Source organism: Pseudomonas sp. DTU_2021_1001937_2_SI_NGA_ILE_001 (assembly GCF_032463525.1).
Lineage (GTDB): Bacteria > Pseudomonadota > Gammaproteobacteria > Pseudomonadales > Pseudomonadaceae > Aquipseudomonas.
The window spans coordinates 2,575,499-2,593,323 of the sequence record NZ_CP135971.1; the positions used below are offsets into that span (position 1 = coordinate 2,575,499).

The 17,825-nt window shown below is 62.9% G+C and carries 13 protein-coding genes and 1 pseudogene; 8 read left to right on the forward strand and 6 right to left on the reverse strand.

Annotation, left to right across the window (positions count from 1 at the left end):
* The first annotated feature begins 183 nt into the window (after positions 1–183).
* The 6 genes and pseudogenes from RRX38_RS10990 (at position 184) to RRX38_RS11015 (ending at position 8,617) form a co-directional block, all read left to right on the forward strand.
* A complete protein-coding gene (locus RRX38_RS10990; RefSeq protein ID WP_315962513.1) occupies positions 184–765 on the forward strand; it encodes a superoxide dismutase in 582 nt (193 codons plus the stop codon).
* A 380-nt stretch (positions 766–1,145) separates the two neighbouring features.
* Positions 1,146–3,197: a putative bifunctional diguanylate cyclase/phosphodiesterase gene (locus RRX38_RS10995; RefSeq protein ID WP_295473985.1), complete on the forward strand. Its 2,052-nt coding sequence runs from the start codon at positions 1,146–1,148 to the stop codon at positions 3,195–3,197.
* Between the two features lie 196 nt (positions 3,198–3,393).
* A pseudogene (locus tag RRX38_RS11000) lies at positions 3,394–4,757 on the forward strand (imelysin family protein).
* Positions 4,758–4,980: 223 nt separating this feature from the next.
* Entirely contained in the window at positions 4,981–6,408 is a 1,428-nt protein-coding gene (locus RRX38_RS11005; protein ID WP_315962514.1) for a di-heme oxidoredictase family protein, read from the forward strand.
* Between the two features lie 28 nt (positions 6,409–6,436).
* Positions 6,437–7,501, forward strand: coding sequence for an imelysin family protein (locus tag RRX38_RS11010; protein WP_315962515.1), 1,065 nt, complete (start codon positions 6,437–6,439; stop codon positions 7,499–7,501).
* A gap of 18 nt (positions 7,502–7,519) precedes the next feature.
* Entirely contained in the window at positions 7,520–8,617 is a 1,098-nt protein-coding gene (locus tag RRX38_RS11015; RefSeq protein ID WP_315962665.1) for a DUF1513 domain-containing protein, read from the forward strand.
* Positions 8,618–8,632: 15 nt separating this feature from the next.
* Here the strand turns inward: RRX38_RS11015 and RRX38_RS11020 are convergent, their stop codons facing one another.
* Positions 8,633–9,331 carry a hypothetical protein gene (locus tag RRX38_RS11020; protein ID WP_315962516.1) on the reverse strand — a complete coding sequence of 233 codons (699 nt, stop codon included), beginning with the start codon at positions 9,329–9,331 and terminating at the stop codon, positions 8,633–8,635.
* A 255-nt stretch (positions 9,332–9,586) separates the two neighbouring features.
* Here RRX38_RS11020 and RRX38_RS11025 point away from each other — a divergent pair, with 255 nt between their 5' ends.
* Positions 9,587–10,738: an efflux RND transporter periplasmic adaptor subunit gene (locus RRX38_RS11025; RefSeq protein WP_315962517.1), complete on the forward strand. Its 1,152-nt coding sequence runs from the start codon at positions 9,587–9,589 to the stop codon at positions 10,736–10,738.
* Between the two features lie 14 nt (positions 10,739–10,752).
* Complete coding sequence (locus tag RRX38_RS11030; RefSeq protein ID WP_315962518.1) at positions 10,753–13,779, forward strand: multidrug efflux RND transporter permease subunit; 3,027 nt, start codon at positions 10,753–10,755, stop codon at positions 13,777–13,779.
* Positions 13,780–13,839: 60 nt separating this feature from the next.
* On the opposite strand, the gene RRX38_RS11035 is transcribed toward RRX38_RS11030, so the two are convergent.
* From RRX38_RS11035 to colR, 5 genes are all read right to left on the reverse strand, one after another.
* Entirely contained in the window at positions 13,840–14,067 is a 228-nt protein-coding gene (locus RRX38_RS11035) for a hypothetical protein (protein WP_295474003.1), read from the reverse strand.
* Positions 14,067–14,774, reverse strand: a complete 708-nt coding sequence (locus tag RRX38_RS11040) for a lipopolysaccharide kinase InaA family protein (RefSeq protein WP_315962519.1) — start codon at positions 14,772–14,774, stop codon at positions 14,067–14,069. Before RRX38_RS11040 ends, RRX38_RS11035 begins: the two co-directional genes overlap by 1 nt.
* A 16-nt stretch (positions 14,775–14,790) precedes the next feature.
* Positions 14,791–15,483, reverse strand: coding sequence for a class I SAM-dependent methyltransferase (locus RRX38_RS11045; RefSeq protein ID WP_315962520.1), 693 nt, complete (start codon positions 15,481–15,483; stop codon positions 14,791–14,793).
* 230 nt (positions 15,484–15,713) lie between these two features.
* A complete protein-coding gene (locus RRX38_RS11050) occupies positions 15,714–17,009 on the reverse strand; it encodes a sensor histidine kinase (RefSeq protein WP_295474010.1) in 1,296 nt (431 codons plus the stop codon).
* Positions 16,999–17,682 (reverse strand): two-component system response regulator ColR, encoded by a 684-nt coding sequence (colR, locus tag RRX38_RS11055; RefSeq protein WP_295474012.1) that lies wholly within the window; start codon positions 17,680–17,682, stop codon positions 16,999–17,001. Before colR ends, RRX38_RS11050 begins: the two co-directional genes overlap by 11 nt.
* Between the last annotated feature and the right edge of the window lie 143 nt (positions 17,683–17,825).

The following is a 17,825-nucleotide window of genomic DNA, read 5'->3' on the forward strand; positions in this document are numbered from 1 at the left end:
TTCATCCCGCGTCGGGGAACCTCTATTCCATACAGTTGTTACGTGGTTAACCCGCAGACCCGGTGCTATGATCCGGGACCTGTGCCGCATAGAGAGTGGAAAACTCCCGGCGCACTGCTGTTTTGGATGGCCGCACCGTGAGCGGCCCCGCGACGAACGCATAGACCTGAAAGGAGATGAACCATGGCTTTTGAATTGCCGCCACTGCCCTACGCCAAAGATGCACTGGTACCGCACATTTCCCCGGAAACCCTGGAATACCATCACGACAAGCACCACAACACCTACGTCGTGAACCTGAACAACCTGGTGCCGGGTACCGAGTTCGAAGGCAAGTCCCTGGAAGAAATCATCAAGACCTCTTCGGGCGGCATCTTCAACAACGCAGCTCAGGTCTGGAACCACACCTTCTACTGGAACTGCCTGTCGCCAAACGGTGGCGGCCAGCCAACCGGCGCACTGGCCGATGCCATCAACGCCGCGTTCGGTTCCTTCGACAAGTTCAAGGAAGAGTTCAGCAAGGTCACCATCGGCACCTTCGGTTCCGGCTGGGGCTGGCTGGTCAAGAAAGCTGACGGTTCCCTGGCCCTGGCCAGCACCATCGGCGCCGGCAACCCGCTGACCACCGGCGACACCCCGCTGCTGACCTGCGACGTCTGGGAACACGCCTACTACATCGACTACCGCAACCTGCGTCCGAAGTACGTCGAGGCGTTCTGGAACCTGGTCAACTGGGACTTCGTGGCTCAGCAATACGCAGCCTGATCCCCGTTTCCAACAAGAAACCCGGCCATTGCCGGGTTTTTTGTTGCCTGCCAGAACCCTCGCGTCGGTGCAGCAACCCGGGGCCTGGCTGAAAGTCCCCGGCTTGAGCGGCCGGGCAAAACACCCGGCAAACCCGCGCAAACTTTCGCATTGCCCGGCCACAAATGAGCTTCAATAAAGCGATAGCGAAGCAATATCGCTTTTTGTATCGTGCAGGTTCCTGCTCAAGTTCCTCCCCTGTGCGTCCGACACAGTGACATGCACGTGCCTGCACAGGCAGGCAGCAACGGCCTGGTATATCAGGCCGGCACAGGGAGGCAGGCGATTCGAAGGGTTGTCGATGACGTCAAGGTTCCCGAAACGGATTAAGGAATGACCTCTTGAAGCTGGAACTCAGAAACAGTCTGTCGGTGAAACTGCTGCGCGTCGTCCTGCTCTGCGCGCTGGTCGTCGGCGTGGCATTGAGTTGCGCGCAGATCATCTTCGATGCCTACAAGACCCGCCAGGCCGTGGCCGCCGATGCCGGTCGTATTCTCGACATGTTCCGCGACCCGTCCACCCAGGCGGTGTACAGCCTTGACCGGGAAATGGGCATGCAGGTCATCGAGGGGCTGTTCCAGGACGCCTCGGTACGCCAGGCTTCCATTGGCCATCCCAACGAGACCGTGCTGGCGGAAAAGGAACGTCCACTGGAAACCTCCGGCAGTCGCTGGCTGACTGACCTGATTCTGGGCCAGGAACGCAGCTTCACCACACAGCTGACCGGCCGCCCTCCCTACAACGAATATTACGGCGACCTGCGCATCACTCTGGACACCGCGCATTATGGCGAAAGCTTCCTGATGAGTGCGCTGATCATTTTCATTTCCGGCACCCTCCGCGCCCTGGCCATGGGCCTGGTGCTGTACCTGGTGTATCACTGGATGCTCACCAAGCCGCTGTCGAAGATCATAGAGTCGCTGACCGAGATCAACCCCGACCGCCCCAGCGAACATCAGTTGCCGCGCCTGAAGGGTCATGAGAAGAACGAGCTGGGTCTGTGGATCGATACCGCCAACCAGTTACTGGCGTCCATCGAGCGCAACACCCACCTGCGCCACGAAGCCGAAAGCAGCCTGCAGCGCATGGCCCAGTACGACTTCCTCACAGGCCTGCCCAACCGCCAGCAATTGCAGGAACAGCTGGACAAGATTCTCGACGAGGCCGGACGCCTGCAGCGGCGAGTCGCCGTACTGTGCGTGGGCCTGGATGACTTCAAGGGCATCAACGAGCAGTTCAGCTACCAGGCGGGTGACCAACTGCTGCTGGCCCTGGCCGACCGCTTGCGGGTCCACAGTGGCCGGCTCGGTGCCCTGGCGCGCCTGGGCGGCGATCAGTTCGCACTGGTGCAGGCCGACATCGAGCAGCCCTACGAAACCGCCGAACTGGCGCAGAACATCCTCGACGACCTGGAAGCCCCCTTCGCCCTGGAGCAGCATGAGATTCGTCTGCGCGCCACCATCGGCATCACCCTGTTCCCCGAAGATGGCGACAGCACCGAGAAGCTGCTGCAAAAGGCCGAACAGACCATGACGCTGGCCAAGAGCCGCTCGCGCAACCGTTACCAGTTCTATATCGCCAGCGTCGACAGCGAGATGCGCCGGCGCCGTGAACTGGAGAAGGAACTGCGCGAGGCGCTGCCACGTAACCAACTGTTCCTGGTCTACCAGCCACAGGTCAGCTACCGCGACCATGCCGTAATGGGCGTAGAGGCGCTGATCCGCTGGAAACATCCTGAGCACGGCCTGGTGCCGCCCGACGTGTTCATTCCTCTTGCCGAACAGAATGGCACCATCATCGCCATCGGCGAATGGGTGCTCGACCAGGCCTGCCGACAGTTGCGCGAGTGGCACGACCAAGGCTTCAGCGAACTGCGCATGGCCGTGAACCTGTCGACCGTACAGCTGCACCACACCGAGCTGCCGAGGGTGGTCAACAACCTGCTGCAGATCTACCGTCTGCCGCCGCGCAGCCTGGAACTGGAGGTCACCGAGACCGGCCTGATGGAAGACATCAGCACCGCAGCCCAGCACCTGCTGAGCCTGCGTCGCTCGGGGGCGTTGATCGCCATCGACGACTTCGGCACCGGCTATTCGTCATTGAGCTACCTCAAGAGCCTGCCGCTGGACAAGATCAAGATCGACAAGAGCTTCGTCCAGGACCTTATCGTCGATGACGACGACGCGACCATCGTGCGGGCCATCATCCAGCTCGGCAAGAGCCTGGGCATGCAGGTGATCGCCGAAGGCGTGGAAACCGCCGAACAGGAAGCCTATGTGATTTCCGAAGGCTGTCACGAAGGCCAGGGCTATTTCTACAGCAAGCCGCTGCCGGGCCGGGAATTGCTGGCCTACCTGAAGCAGGCCAAGCGTCGCAGCGCGGCCACGCTATAACCTCGTCGGCACTCACCGCCCGGCTTCCAAGGGCTGCTGCCGGGGTCCCTTCGAAAACTCCAGTTACATCCGACGATGATCGGCTCCTGCGTTTAAAGGCGTTATGCCTTTACATCGAATGCAAATCTTTCGCATCATGTCGCAGTTTTTTCGGGCGCCTGGCGCCATCACCCCTTCCTAGACGCAGGATTTCGTCATGATTCGTATGCCTCTGGCATCCGCCAGTCTGCTGGCCATCGCTATCTCCCTCGCCGGTTGCGGCGAAGGCAAGGACAAGGCTGCCGCTCCAGCGCCCGCCTCCACCCCGGCCCCTGCCGCCGCCCCAGCGGCGCCAGCCCCGCCGCAGGCGCCACCACCAGCACCGGTCAACTGGATGAAGCCGCCGCCAAGGCCGTGGTCGCCAACTACAGCAGCATGGTCTATGCCGTATTCAGCGATGCCCACGATGCCGCCAAGAAGCTGCAGACTGCGGTAGACGAGTTCCTCGCCACCCCGAACGACAAGACCCTCAAGGCTGCCCGCGATGCCTGGCTGGCCGCGCGCATTCCTTACATGCAGAGCGAAGTGTTCCGCTTCGGCAATACCATCATCGACGACTGGGAAGGTCAGGTTAATGCCTGGCCCCTGGACGAAGGCCTGATCGACTATGTCGCCAAGGACTACCAGCACGCTCTGGGCAACCCGGGCGCCACCGCCAACATCATTGCCAACACCGAGATCCAGGTGGGCGAAGACAAGGTCGACGTCAAGGAAATCACGCCTGAGAAACTGGCCAGCCTCAACGAGCTGGGCGGTTCGGAAGCCAACGTCGCGACCGGCTATCACGCCATCGAGTTCCTGCTGTGGGGCCAGGACCTGCACGGCAACGGGCCGGGTGCCGGCGAGCGCCCGGCCAGCGATTACCTAGAAGGCGCCGGCGCCACCGGAGGCCACAACGACCGTCGCCGCGCCTACCTGAAAGCTGTCACCGAGCTGCTGGTCAGTGACCTGGAAGAAATGGTCGACAACTGGAAACCGGGTGTGGCCGACAACTACCGCGCTAGCCTGGAGGCCGAGTCGGGCGAAAGCGGCCTGCGCAAGATGCTCTTCGGCATGGGCAGCCTGTCGCTCGGCGAACTGGCCGGCGAGCGCATGAAAGTCGCCCTGGAAGCCAACTCCAGCGAAGACGAGCACGACTGCTTCAGCGACAACACGCACAACTCGCACTACTACAACGGCCTGGGCATCCGTAACGTCTACCTGGGTGAATACACCCGCACCGACGGCACCAAGATCAGCGGCCCGAGCCTGTCGTCGCTGGTGGCCAAGGCCGATGCGGCCGCCGACGCCACCCTGCGCGCCGACCTGGACAGCACCCAGGCCAAGCTGCAGGTACTGGTCGACCGCGCCAACAAAGGCGAGCACTTCGACCAACTGATCGCTGCGGGCAACACCGAAGGCAACCAAGTGGTGCGCGACGCCATCGGTGCCCTGGTCAAGCAGACCGGTGCCATCGAGCAGGCCGCTGGCAAGCTGGGCATCACCGACCTGAACCCTGACAACGCCGATCACGATTTCTGATCCGGCCCAGGCAGGTGTGCCATCCAATGCCGGTCAGTGCGCTGACCGGCATTTTTCTGCGCCGGGATCGTTCATCCGGGGGAGGCAAGGATTGTGCAAGTCCAACCTTGAGCAATTCGTAACAACAGGTTACACAGTCTCTGCTGAACGATAATCCCTCTTATTCCAGATCCGCAGGGCTGTTAAGCTGCTCGCCCTGAATTTCAGCTGTTGCAGACCCCGTATGACCCCGCCGCTGCGTATCCCCTTCAGTCTTCTGCTCGCCTTGCTCCTGAGCGGATGCGATGACGCCCCGCGCTTTACCAAAGCCGAACCCGGCGAAGCGCTCTCGGGCGGCAGTGCTACGGTGCAGCGACGCGACCAGAACGCCTTCGCCCTGCCCTCGGCGAATCTGCCGCCAGTGCGCCGCGTGGACTTCAGCGTAGGCAACAGTTTCTTCCGCAACCCGTGGGTCATCGCCCCGTCCACCACCACCGCGCGCGATGGCCTGGGCCCGTTGTTCAACACCAACGCCTGCCAGAACTGTCATATCCGTGATGGTCGCGGGCATCCGCCCGAGCCTGGTGACAACAATGCCGTATCGATGCTGGTACGTTTGTCGATTCCCGGTGGCGAGGCTTCGGCGCAGGCTCTGCAGCGCATCGGCGTAGTGCCCGAGCCGGTGTACGGCACGCAACTGCAGGACATGGCGATTCCGGGCGTCGTTCCGGAAGGCAAGGTGCGGGTCGAGTACGACCCGCTGGTGATGCGTTTTCGCGACGGCACCGAGGTGGAGCTGCGCCAGCCGACGCTGCGCATCACCCACCTGGGCTACGGTCCGCTGCATCCGGAAACCCGGGTCTCGGCGCGCATCGCCCCGCCGATGATCGGCCTCGGGCTGCTGGAGGCCATTCCCGAGACGGCGATCCTGGCCAACGCCGACCCGGACGACAAGAACGACGACGGCATTTCCGGACGCCCCAACTGGGTCTGGGATGAGGCCCGCCAGCAGGTCGCCCTTGGGCGTTTCGGCTGGAAAGCCGGCCAGCCCAGCCTCAATCAGCAGAACGCCCACGCCTTCGCCGGCGACATGGGGCTGACCACCCACCTGCTGCCCCACGACGACTGCACATCGGCGCAGACGGCCTGCCAGCAGGCGCCCAATGGCAATGGCCCGGACGGCGAACCGGAGGTCAGCGACAACATCCTGCGCCTGGTCGAGTTCTATACCCGCAACCTCGGCGTGCCGGCGCGCCGTGCGGTCGACGACCCGCAGGTACTGGCCGGCAAGAGCCTGTTCTTCAAGGCCGGTTGCAACCAGTGCCACACGCCGCAGTTCACCACCCGCAGCGACGCCGCCGAACCGGAACTGGCCAATCAGGTCATTCGTCCCTACACCGACCTGCTGCTGCACGACATGGGTGAAGGCCTGGCCGACAACCGCAGCGAGTTCCAGGCCAATGGCCGGGAATGGCGCACGCCGCCCCTGTGGGGGCTGGGCCTGACCCAGGCGGTCAGCGGACATACCCAGTTGCTGCATGATGGCCGGGCGCGCAACGTACTGGAGGCAATCCTCTGGCACGGCGGCGAAGCGCAGGCCGCGCAACGGCAGGTGCTGGCGTTCGATGCCGAACAGCGCGCAGCCTTGCTGAGCTTCCTCAATTCATTATGATTGCCTGCCCTTAACCAAGGAGCCCGAGATGTTCCGTCCCAAGCTGTTGTTCACCAGCCTCGCCGCCCTGGCGCTGGGCGCCTGTACCCCCGCCGATCCGCAGGCCGTGACCTCGGCGGCGATCGCCAAACAGGTGATCCTGCCTACCTACAGCCGCTGGGTAGAGGCGGACCGGCAACTGGCGGCCAGCGCCTTGGCATTCTGCGAAGGCAAGACCGACCTGCAGACCGCTCGCGCGGACTTCCTCAAGGCACAGAAGACCTGGGCCGAGCTGCAGCCTCTGCTGATCGGGCCACTGGCCGAGAGCAACCGTGCCTGGCAGGTCCAGTTCTGGCCGGACAAGAAAAACCTGGTGGGCCGTCAGGTCGAGCAACTGGTGGCGGCGCAGCCTTCGATCAGCGTCGAGGAACTGACCAAGGCCAGCGTCGTGGTCCAGGGTCTGTCGGCCTACGAATACATCCTCTTCGACGCCGACATCGACATGGCCAATGCCCAGCAGAAGGCCCGCTATTGCCCGCTGCTGACCGCTATCGGTGCACGCCAGAAGCTGCTCGCCGAAGAAATCCTCAACAGCTGGAACAGCAACGACGGCATGCTGGCGCAGTTGAGCAAGTTCCCCAACAATCGGTATGCCGACTCCCACGAGGCGATCGCCGAGCTGCTTCGCGTACAGGTCACCGCCTTGGATACGCTCAAGAAGAAACTGGGTACGCCGCTGGGCCGCCAGTCCAAGGGCGTACCACAGCCATTCCAGGCTGACTCCTGGCGCAGCCAGGCATCGCTCAGCAGCCTGCAGGCCAGCCTGGCGAGTGCCGAGACCGTATGGGCAGGTGTCGACAACAAGGGCCTGCGCAGCCTCCTGCCCGCCGAGCAGAAGCCCCTGGCCGACAAGATCGACGCGGCCTATGCCAACAGTCGCAAGCTGTTGGCCGAACTCAAGCCGCCGCTGGCCGACCTGCTGGCCAGCGAAGCCGGGCGCCAGCAGCTCAATGCGTTCTATGACAGCCTGAATGCCGTCCACCGCCTGCATGAGGGCGAGCTGGCCAAGGCACTGGGCATTCAGTTGGGCTTCAATGCCAACGACGGCGACTGATCGGAGGAAGAGCAGATGATGCTGCGACGTCAGGCCCTGGCTCTGGGCAGCCTGCTGCTGAGTGCGGTCACGCTGGGCGGCTGGAGTCTGTTCCGCCACAAGGACAGCGGCCCACTGCTGCTATCGGCGCGTGACGATGCCGATGGCAAGCACTACGCCGTGGGCTATCGACTGGACGGCAAGCAGGTGTTCTCCACCGAGGTCGCCCAACGTTGCCATGACATCATCAACCATCCCGAACTGCCGCTGGCGGTATTCATCGCGCGGCGTCCGGGGACGCAGAGCTACCTCATCGACCTGCGTAGCGGCCAGTTGCTGCAGACCATCGAGTCGCAACCCGACCGGCACTTCTATGGGCATGCGGTGATTCACAAGGATGGGGAATGGCTATACGCCACGGAGAATGACACCCGCGACCCAGGGCGCGGTGTACTGGGGGTGTATCGCTTCGTCGATCAGCGTCTGGAGCATGCAGGTGAAATTCCGACCCATGGTATCGGGCCGCATCAGGTGTCGTGGATGCCGGACGGCGAAACCCTGATCGTCGCCAATGGCGGGATTCGCACCGAGGCCGAAAGCCGGGTGGAAATGAACCTCGATGCCATGGAGCCAAGCCTGGTGCTGATGAAGCGCGACGGTACGCTGTTGAGCAAGGAACTCCTGAGCCAACAGATGAACAGCGTGCGTCACCTGGCGGTGGCCAGCGACGGCACCATCGTCGCGGGACAGCAGTTCATGGGCGACTCGACGACCCTGGCCGAGCTGCTGGCGATCAAGCGCCCGGGCCAGCCATTCCAGGCGTTTGCGGTGGCCGAAGAGCAGCTGCGCAGCATGAACCACTATACGGCAAGCGTCGCCATTCATGACGAGCTGCGCCTGGTGGCCTTGACCGCCCCCAGGGCCAACCGGTTCTTCATCTGGGATCTGGACAGCGCAGCCTTGAAACTGGACGCCTCCATGCCGGATTGCGCCGGCGTCGGTGCGGTGGCCGACGGGTTTGTGGTGACTTCTGGCCAGGGTCGCTGCCGCTTCTACGATTGCCGCCAGGCAAGCCTGCAGCCCAAACCACTGGAGCTGCCCAGCGCATTCTGGGACAACCACCTGCACTTGGCCTGAAGCCGCTGTACGGGCTCAGGGGAGCTGCACCAGCTCTTCTGCCCTGATTCGCTCGATCACGCTGCGGGCCCGCGCCTGGCAAGCCTGCGGCGGGGCTTCATGCAGGTGCCTGTCCAGCTCGGGATCGCGCACGCAGCGAGCCTCTTCGGTGGCCAGGCGACTGGCCATTTCTTCCTGATGCTGGCGGATGGTGTCCAGGGTGTCGGCAATCACTTGCAATTGGGCGACCGGCTCGCGGCGTGATGAGGCGGGGCCTGTCGCCCCCTGTCGAAGGATATCGGCCCCCCGCATGAGCTCGGCCTGTTTCTTGAGGGCGCGTAAACGGCTTTCATTGACCTCCAGTGCATGGCGCAGATGTTCCACGCTTCTGGAGTACTCACGGGCGACGCGGGTTTCTTCCATTAACAGGACTTCCTGCTCCGCGATTTCCCCGGCGACCTGCAGTGCTCGTTCATCTTCAGCGCGTTCGAGCGAATGGCGAAGTTCATCGGTGAGCGTCCTCAGTCGCCTCTGGGTCTGATGCACTTCCCTGCCGGCCAGGATATTCTTCGCCATCAGGTTGGCCAGGCTGGATCGCCCTGTCTCGACCAGCGCCTCGACCTCAAGCAGCTCGTGGTCCAGCACCCGCCAGGCCTGGTAGACCACGGTATCTTCGGCGGCATCCTGCAGGCCGCCACGCAAGGCAATCAGCAGTTTCGTCCATGTGGGACCCATCGCAATTCTTCCTTCTTTTATGGCGATATTCTGAAAGCGTTCGTATTGAAATACGGGGCAAGGAAAAAGATGGCATATGTAACTAACTGAATCTGCAAGAAACAGCATTTACATATGTAGGAGTATTCCTCAGATTTTGAAGTTATCCATTCGCCCATCCCTTCGAAGATCACACTTGTAATAACGCCGCAAGAGGCCGAATATCGGCAGATACCTGCAGGAGTTCATGCCAGGTTCTTTCCAGGGAAGTGACGCATGCTACGCCGCCGTATCCTGATCATGCTCGGGCTGGTACTGCTCGGTGTGCTGTTGCTCGCCGGCTACAAGGCCTTCTCGATCTATCGGCAGATCCAGCAGTTCAGCGCGCCCAAGCCTGCGGTCAGCGTGGCGGTGGCCACCGCGCGCGAACAACCCTGGCAAGCGCGGCTACCGGCCATCGGCACGCTCAAGGCTCTTCAGGGCGTCGAGCTGAGCCTTGAAGTCGCCGGCACGGTCAAGACGATCCAGTTCGAATCGGGGCAGCCGGTGCGCGCCGGCCAGCCGTTGCTGCAACTGGACAGCGATGTGGAGCGCGCCCAGCTGGCGACTGCCGAGGCAGACCTGGGTCTGGCCCGTGTCGAATATGGCCGCGGCAGCCGCCTGGTGGGCGATCAGGCCATCTCGCGGGGAGATTTCGACCGGCTCGCCGCCCAACAGCAGAAGTCTGCCGCCACCGTCAATCAGCTCAAGGCCGCGCTGGCCAAGAAGCAGATCCTCGCGCCCTTCGACGGCACCATCGGCATTCGCCAGGTGGACGTCGGCGCCTATCTGGCCAGTGGCACGGTCATCGCCACCCTGCAGGACCTGAGCAGCCTCTACCTCGACTTCAACGTGCCCGAGCAGAGCGTACCGCAGCTCGCCATCGGCCAGCCCGTACTGGCCGACGTTGCGGCATGGCCCGGACAGTCATTCGAAGGGCGCATCAGCGCGATCAATCCAAAGGTCGACGAAACCACCCGCAACGTGCAGGTTCGCGCGACCCTGCCCAACCCGGAACGACGCTTGCTGCCGGGTATGTTCGCCAGCCTGCAGGTGCAGTTGCCCGGCAACGCTTCGCGTGTCCTGGTGCCTGAAACAGCCATTACCTACACCCTGTATGGCAACTCGGTGTACGTCGTCGTCGCCAGCCACGATGAGCAGGGCCAGGCGCAGATGAACGCCGAGGGCCAACCGCGCTGGCAGGTCGAGCGGCGCTCCGTGGAAACGGGCGAGCGACGCGATGGCCAGGTGATCATTCTCAAGGGCATCAAGGCCGGCGAGGTGGTGGTCAGCGGAGGCCAGTTGAAGCTCGACCAGGGCACCGAGGTCAAGCCGCTGGCCGACCCGACCCTTCCGGCCGCATCGGCCGGCCAGCCTGACGCCGGTTGAGCAGGTCATCCGCCATGGCCTTTACCGACCTGTTCATCCGCCGCCCGGTGCTGGCCACAGTGGTCAGCCTGCTGATCGTGCTGCTGGGCCTGCAGGCCTTCGGCAAGCTGAGCATCCGCCAGTACCCGCAGATGGAAAACGCGCTGATCACCGTCACCACCGCCTATCCCGGTGCCAATGCAGAAACCATCCAGGGCTACATTACCCAGCCCTTGCAACAGAGCCTGGCCAGCGCCGAAGGCATCGACTACATGACCTCGGTGAGCCGCCAGAATTTCTCGGTCATTTCCGTCTATGCGCGCATCGGCGCCGACAGCGACCGTCTGTACACGCAACTGCTGGCCAAGGCCAACGAGGTCAAGAACGAGCTGCCACAGGCCGCCGAAGACCCGGTACTGAGCAAGGAAGCCGCCGATGCCTCGGCGCTGATGTACATCAGCTTCTACAGCCCGCAATTGAGCAACCCGCAGATTACCGATTACCTGTCGCGGGTGATCCAGCCCAAGCTGGCCACCCTGCCCGGCATGGCCGAAGCGCAGATTCTCGGCAACCAGGTATTCGCCATGCGCCTGTGGCTCGACCCGGTGCGCCTGGCCGGCTTCGGCCTCACCGCTGCCGACGTCACCGACGCGGTGCGTCGGCAGAACTTCCTGTCCGCCGCCGGTGAGGTCAAGGGCGAGTACGTGGTGACCAGCATCAATGCCGCCACCGAACTCAAGTCCGCCGAGGCCTTCGCCAACATTCCGGTGAAGGTCCAGGGTGACAGCCGGGTGCTGCTCGGCGACGTGGCGCGTGTCGAGATGGGCGCCGAGAACTACAACACTATCAGCTCCTTCGACGGCACGCCGTCGGTGTACATCGGCATCAAGAGCACGCCCAGCGCCAACCCGCTGGAGGTCATCAAGGAAGTGCGGCGGGTGATGCCGGAGATCGAAAGCCAGCTGCCACCAGGTCTGAAGGTGTCGATCGCCTACGACGCCACGTTGTTCATCCAGGCCTCCATCAATGAAGTGATCAAGACCCTGGCCGAGGCGGTACTGATCGTCATAGTCGTGGTGTTCCTGTTCCTCGGTGCCCTGCGCTCGGTACTGATCCCGGTGGTAACCATCCCGCTGTCGATGATCGGCGTACTGTTCTTCATGCAGTTGATGGGCTATTCGATCAACCTGCTGACCCTGTTGGCCATGGTCCTGGCCATCGGCCTGGTGGTGGACGACGCCATCGTCGTAGTGGAGAACATCCATCGCCACATCGAACAGGGCCAACGCCCGTTCGACGCAGCCCTGCAGGGTGCCAGGGAAATCGCCATGCCAGTGGTGTCGATGACCGTGACCCTGGCTGCCGTATACGCCCCCATCGGCTTCCTGCAGGGCCTGACCGGCGCGCTGTTCAAGGAATTCGCCCTGACCCTCGCGGGCGCGGTGGTGATTTCCGGCATCGTGGCCCTGACCCTCTCGCCGATGATGTGCGCCCTGCTGCTGCGACACGACAAGGCCCAAGGGGGGCTGGCCGCGCGCCTGGACCGGCTTTTCGACGGTCTGAAACGCCGTTACCAGCGCCTGCTGCACGGCACCCTGGAAACCCGCCCGGTGGTGCTGCTGTTCGGTGTTATCGTGCTGTGCCTGATTCCGGTGCTGCTGATGTTCAGCCGCTCGGAACTGGCGCCGGACGAAGACCAGGGCATCGTGTTCATGATGTCCACCTCACCGCAGACCACCAGCCTGGACTACATGAATGCCTACACCGATCAGTTCACCAAGGTGTTCAGGACCTTTCCGGAGTACTACTCCTCTTTCCAGATCAACGGCTTCAACGGCGTACAGACCGGCGTGGGCGGTTTTCTGCTCAAGCCCTGGGGCGAGCGCCAGCGCAGCCAGATGCAGATCCTTCCCGAAGTCCAGGCCAGGCTCGATGAAATACCCGGCCTGCAGATCTTCGGTTTCAACCTGCCGTCATTGCCGGGCACCGGTGAAGGCCTGCCATTCCAGTTCGTGATCAACAGCACCGGGGATTACCCCGCGCTGCTGGAGCTGGCCGAAAGGGTCCGCAAGCGTGCCATGGCATCGGGCAAGTTCGCCTTCATGACCGTCGATCTGGCGTTCGACAAGCCGGAGATCGTAGTCGACATCGACCGCGCCAAGGCGGCGCAGATGGGCGTCTCGATGCAAGACCTGGGCGGCACGCTGGCGACCCTGCTGGGCGAATCGGAGATCAACCGCTTCAGCATCGACGGGCGCAGCTACAAGGTGATCGCCCAGGTGGAGCGCGCCTACCGCGACAACCCCGCCTGGCTGAACCGCTATTACGTCAGGAACGACCAGGGCAAGCTGCTGCCGCTGTCGACGCTGATCAGCGTCAGCGATCGGGCACGGCCACGCCAGCTCAACCAGTTCCAGCAACTGAACTCGGCGATCATCCAAGGATTTCCCATCGCCAGCATGGGCGAAGCCATCGACACGGTGCGCACCATCGCGCAGGAAGAGGCGCCCGCCGGCTTCGCCTTCGACTACGCCGGGGCCTCGCGGCAGTACGTGCAGGAAGGCAGCACGCTGTGGCTGACCTTCGCCCTGGCCTTGGCGATCATCTTCCTGGTGCTGGCGGCGCAGTTCGAAAGCTTCCGCGCCCCATTGGTGATCCTGGTGACCGTCCCGTTGTCGATCTGCGGCGCCCTGCTGCCGATGTTCCTCGGCGTGTCGAGCATGAACATCTATACCCAGGTTGGTTTGGTGACACTGATCGGGTTGATCAGCAAGCATGGCATCCTGATCGTGGAATTCGCCAATGGCCTGCGCCGGCAAGGCCTGGAGGCCAGGGAGGCAGTCGAACAGGCCGCCGCGATTCGCCTGCGCCCGGTGTTAATGACCACCGCAGCCATGGTGTTCGGCATGCTGCCGCTGATCTTCGCCAGCGGCGCCGGCGCGGTGAGCCGCTTCGACATCGGTATCGTCATCGCCACCGGCATGTCGGTGGGCACCTTGTTCACCCTGTTCGTGCTGCCTTGCGTCTATACCCTGCTGGCACCGAAGGCCGAGACGCGGTAAAAGCCCTGAAACGAAAAGGCCCCGGTATCGAAACCGGGGCCTTCATGTCAGGTCAGTCATTCAGCGTCGCACTCCCGTGCCCTGGGCCAGGCTGTAGAGAAACAGCAGCAGGTCGTGGTCCGGCTGCGTCACCTGCTGGACCTTGGCCACCTTGGGCAAGGGACAGTGCCCCTCGCCATGCGGCGTGCTCAGCACTTTGGTGGAAGGTTGCTCCCAGGCTGCAACTGCCATCGTCGTGGTGGCCAGGGCCGCGACGAGAAACAAACCTCGAGCCATTTCTAGTTTCATTAGCCTAACCCTTTGAGAGCGCTGCCAAACGCCGTCTGGTAAAAGTAGATCAACTTGTCCCAGTCAGCGACACTGAATGACGAATGGCGGCGCAATTGCTTCATGTCGTGCAGCGCAGCACCACGAGCGGTCAGGCGCCGGCGGCCTTTTTCCAAATCCAGCAAGGCCACCTGTGGCTGCGCCTGGTCACCCTGGCCGGTGACTTTCACGAATACATGCTTGCTGTACAGGCAGCTGTGCTGCCAGCGGCCGCGGTGCATGCGTGCCAGGGTCTCGCCGATGGCCTGTAGCAGGCGCTCGTGCACGGCCTCGCCGTAGCGCTCACGACCGCCACCGGCGTACCAATGGTCTATTTCTTCGAAGCCTTCGAGATTGGCCGTCACCAACAGAGCGCGCCATTGCTGACGTTCGTCACGTTCGGCGCCGCAATAGATGATTTCCGGCACCCGCACGCCCAGCCGGCGCAGGCCTTCAAGTGCATCGCGCTCACGCAGCACTGTCGGCCTGCCGAAGGGATGCAGCCAGCTACGGTATACATGGCCGATCTGGCGCTTGACATAAAGCAGCCCGCCGTCCTCGGCGCGAACACGCTGCACGCCGCTTTCTCCGCCACGCCGCACGTTGGGTGCCTCGACCCAGTCGCCCTGCAGCTGCCAGAACTGCCCGAAATCGTCGTTGCTTGTGTTCAGTGTCGCCTGCGCCGTCATTGACTGCCCATCCTGGTTATTGTTTGCGTAGCAGATAGACTCGCCACATCGCATATTTCGGCAGGAAGTTCAGGTGCTTCTGGATGCTGAATCCTGCCGCTTCGAATTCCTGCTCAACCGTTGCAGCCGGTAACACAAAACGGTTCTGGTAACTTTCGGCCCCACTGGACACCGGCTGCTCGCCCTGGCGCCGACGCTCAAGACGCTTGCGCTTCCAGGCCTTGAAGTTGCCATCGACCCATAGCGACACGATCACGCTGTCGCGGCTAACCCGTTGAAACTCACGCAGTAACGCCATCCGGTGTTCGGCCTGACCAATATGGTGCAACAGGCGCATGCAGAAGATGCTGTCGACCGAATGGTCGGGCAGGTCAATGGCAAAGGCAGAAGTTTGCAAAGTACGTACCCGTTGCACCACTTCGTCCGCCTGGCCCTGCCGAGCGGTCCTGAGCATGTCGGCCGAGTTGTCGGCGCCGATGATCATTCGGGTAGGGTGTTCAGCCAGCAACGGCCAGAAACGCCCGGCGCCGCAGGGCAAATCCAGCACCACACCGGGATCCCCGGCCAGTTGCAGCGCCTTGCGAGCCAGTTGCTCGTCCCGCAGATGGGACAGCCGACGCCAGAGACCGTTCCGATGTTTTTCAAGATATTGCCGCGCGTGGTCACGGTCGTATTTGTTGGAAAACTCCAGTTCGATACGCTTGCTCATGAGGGCTCTCCGCTTCAGATGCCTTCACGATAGGTGAACGGCCGTCTGCGTCAGGTCATGCACTCGTGAAAAAAACGTCGTCAAACGCGAGAGAATGTTTCCAGTAATTTCAATGCGTTAGAAAGATCTTACAGACATATCCGAGACGGACAAGCGCGTCGCGAGCAAGATACGCACGTGTCAGGAGGGCGTTACGGTTCAACAGTGGGCCGGTTGCCCGGCCACCCTGTTCAGCGCTCGTTGCCAGTGGGGGCCAGATTGACTTCAAAACGGCAGCCGTTGGGCTCCATGGGGCTGAGGCTGACGGTCCAGCCCTGGTTGACGCAGATGCGCTGTACCAGCGAAAGCCCCAGCCCCAGACCTTCGCCACGCTGCTCGTTGCCGCGCACGAACGGCTCGAACATGGCCTCGCGCTTTTCTTCGGGAATGCCCACGCCACTGTCTTCGACGACGAAGCCTCGACCATGAAGTGTCAGAGCGATGAAACCCTGGTCGGTGTAATGCAGGGCGTTGCGTAGCAGGTTGCCCATCACCGCCAGCAGGAAGGTCGCGTTGTAGCGGATTTCCGACGCCTGGTCGTCCTCGGCCGGCTTGTAGATCAGCTCCAGGCCCTTGCTCTCGATGGGGCCGCGCCACTGCGCAATCAGCTGCTCGGCGACACCGGTCAGGGTGGCCTTGGGGGTCATGGTCGGGTCTTCGCGCTGAGTGCGGGCAAGCATCAGGAAGGTCTGCACCAGGTCGCGCATTTCCTCGCAGGCCCGTGCGATGCGCTCCACCTGACGCCGAGCCCGCTGGTCCAGTGCCGGATTCTCAAGCAGCAGCTCGCAGGAGCTGGCCAGGACCATCAGTGGCGTACGCAGCTCATGGCTGACGTCGCTGGTGAACATGCGTTCGCGGGTCAGCGCCTGGCGCAGGCGCCCCAGAGTGGCGTCGAAAGCCACCGCCAGTTCGCCCACTTCGTCGGCGGCATAATCCGGCGCCAAGGGCGGTGCCAGGCCCAGCAACTGATCACGGTGGCGCACCTGGCGGGCCAGGCGCACCACCGGCGCCATGACCCGACGAGCGAGAATCCAGCCCAGGAACACTGCCAGGGCCAGGGCCAGGACGAAGCCCACCAGCACCACGGCGAACAGCAGCCGCTCGCGCTCTTCGAAATCGCTCTGGTCCTGCAGCAACGCATAGTGACGACCGTCGACCACCTCGATCATTGCGTGATAGGACAGCGGTCCGCGAAACACCTCGTGAAAGCCCGGCTCCAGGTGGCGGATATCCGGGGGCAGGTCGAAGTCGCCTGGGCCATTGCTGAAGTAGAACAACTGGTCCTGCTTGGGACGGTGGCTCCAGTCGCTGACGCTTTCAGCCAGCAGCAGGCGATTAAGGTCACCGCCCAGGCCCGCTGATATGAGTTTCTCTTCGATAAAGTGCACAGTGGAAATGATGCCGACGGCGAACGAGCCGGCCACCAATGCGCTCATCAGCGCAAAGGCGATGATGATCCGCTGTGCGAGACTCTGCTTAAACTCCATCCCGGCCCTCGGCCAATCGATAGCCCACACCATGCACGGTGTGCAGCAGCGCCTTGGGGAATGGCTTGTCGATCACCTGGCGCAACTGGTGCACGTGGCTGCGCAGGCTGTCGCTGTCCGGGCAGTCATCGCCCCACAGTGCCTCTTCGAGGATTTCCCGACGCAGCACGTGTGGGCTCTTCTGCATCAGCACTGCCAGCAGCTTCAGGCCCACCGGGTTGAGCTTGAGCATGCGCCCGTCGCGCGTGACCTCCAGGGTGTCGAGGTCATAGACCAGGTCGGCGACCTGCAGGGTGCGCCGCCCGCCCCCCTGGGCGCGACGCAGCACGGCTTCGATACGCGCGGCCAGCTCCGACAGGGCAAAGGGCTTGAGCAGGTAGTCATCGGCGCCGGAACGGAAGCCCTGCAGGCGATCGTCGAGCTGATCGCGGGCAGTGAGCATGATCACCGGCGTGTCGCGCCGCGCATCTTCGCGCAGACGCTTGCAAAGCGTATAACCGTCGATGCCGGGCAGCATGATGTCCAGCACGATGAGGTCGTAATGTTCGGTGGCGGCCAGATGCAGGCCGGACAGACCATCCTGCGCGCAATCGACCGTATAACCCTTCATGCCCAGGTAATCGGCCAGGTTCGCCAGGATATCGCGGTTGTCTTCGACCAGAAGAATTCGCATAGGACTCTCCGCATGCAATTGGGGCTGGCGCAGCTTAGGGGTTGAAGCAGTGGCCGCGCAAGCCGCGTCCCTGCACTCGTTCAGACCATGGAAGGCAGGCAATGCCTCCCGATGAAGCACGTACTGCGCAAAGCGCATCTGCC

Bases quoted from the DNA above. Each gene is read 5' to 3' on its own strand.
- RRX38_RS11020 (WP_315962516.1), bottom strand. From the start codon at position 9,331: ATGGGTCCCACATGGACGAAACTGCTGATTGCCTTGCGTGGCGGCCTG.
- RRX38_RS10990 (WP_315962513.1), top strand. From the start codon at position 184: ATGGCTTTTGAATTGCCGCCACTGCCCTACGCCAAAGATGCACTGGTA.
- RRX38_RS11035 (WP_295474003.1), bottom strand. From the start codon at position 14,067: ATGAAACTAGAAATGGCTCGAGGTTTGTTTCTCGTCGCGGCCCTGGCC.
- RRX38_RS11045 (WP_315962520.1), bottom strand. From the start codon at position 15,483: ATGAGCAAGCGTATCGAACTGGAGTTTTCCAACAAATACGACCGTGAC.
- RRX38_RS11010 (WP_315962515.1), top strand. From the start codon at position 6,437: ATGTTCCGTCCCAAGCTGTTGTTCACCAGCCTCGCCGCCCTGGCGCTG.
- RRX38_RS11025 (WP_315962517.1), top strand. From the start codon at position 9,587: ATGCTACGCCGCCGTATCCTGATCATGCTCGGGCTGGTACTGCTCGGT.
- RRX38_RS11005 (WP_315962514.1), top strand. From the start codon at position 4,981: ATGACCCCGCCGCTGCGTATCCCCTTCAGTCTTCTGCTCGCCTTGCTC.
- RRX38_RS11040 (WP_315962519.1), bottom strand. From the start codon at position 14,774: ATGACGGCGCAGGCGACACTGAACACAAGCAACGACGATTTCGGGCAG.
- colR (WP_295474012.1), bottom strand. From the start codon at position 17,682: ATGCGAATTCTTCTGGTCGAAGACAACCGCGATATCCTGGCGAACCTG.
- RRX38_RS11030 (WP_315962518.1), top strand. From the start codon at position 10,753: ATGGCCTTTACCGACCTGTTCATCCGCCGCCCGGTGCTGGCCACAGTG.
- RRX38_RS11050 (WP_295474010.1), bottom strand. From the start codon at position 17,009: ATGGAGTTTAAGCAGAGTCTCGCACAGCGGATCATCATCGCCTTTGCG.
- RRX38_RS11015 (WP_315962665.1), top strand. From the start codon at position 7,520: ATGCTGCGACGTCAGGCCCTGGCTCTGGGCAGCCTGCTGCTGAGTGCG.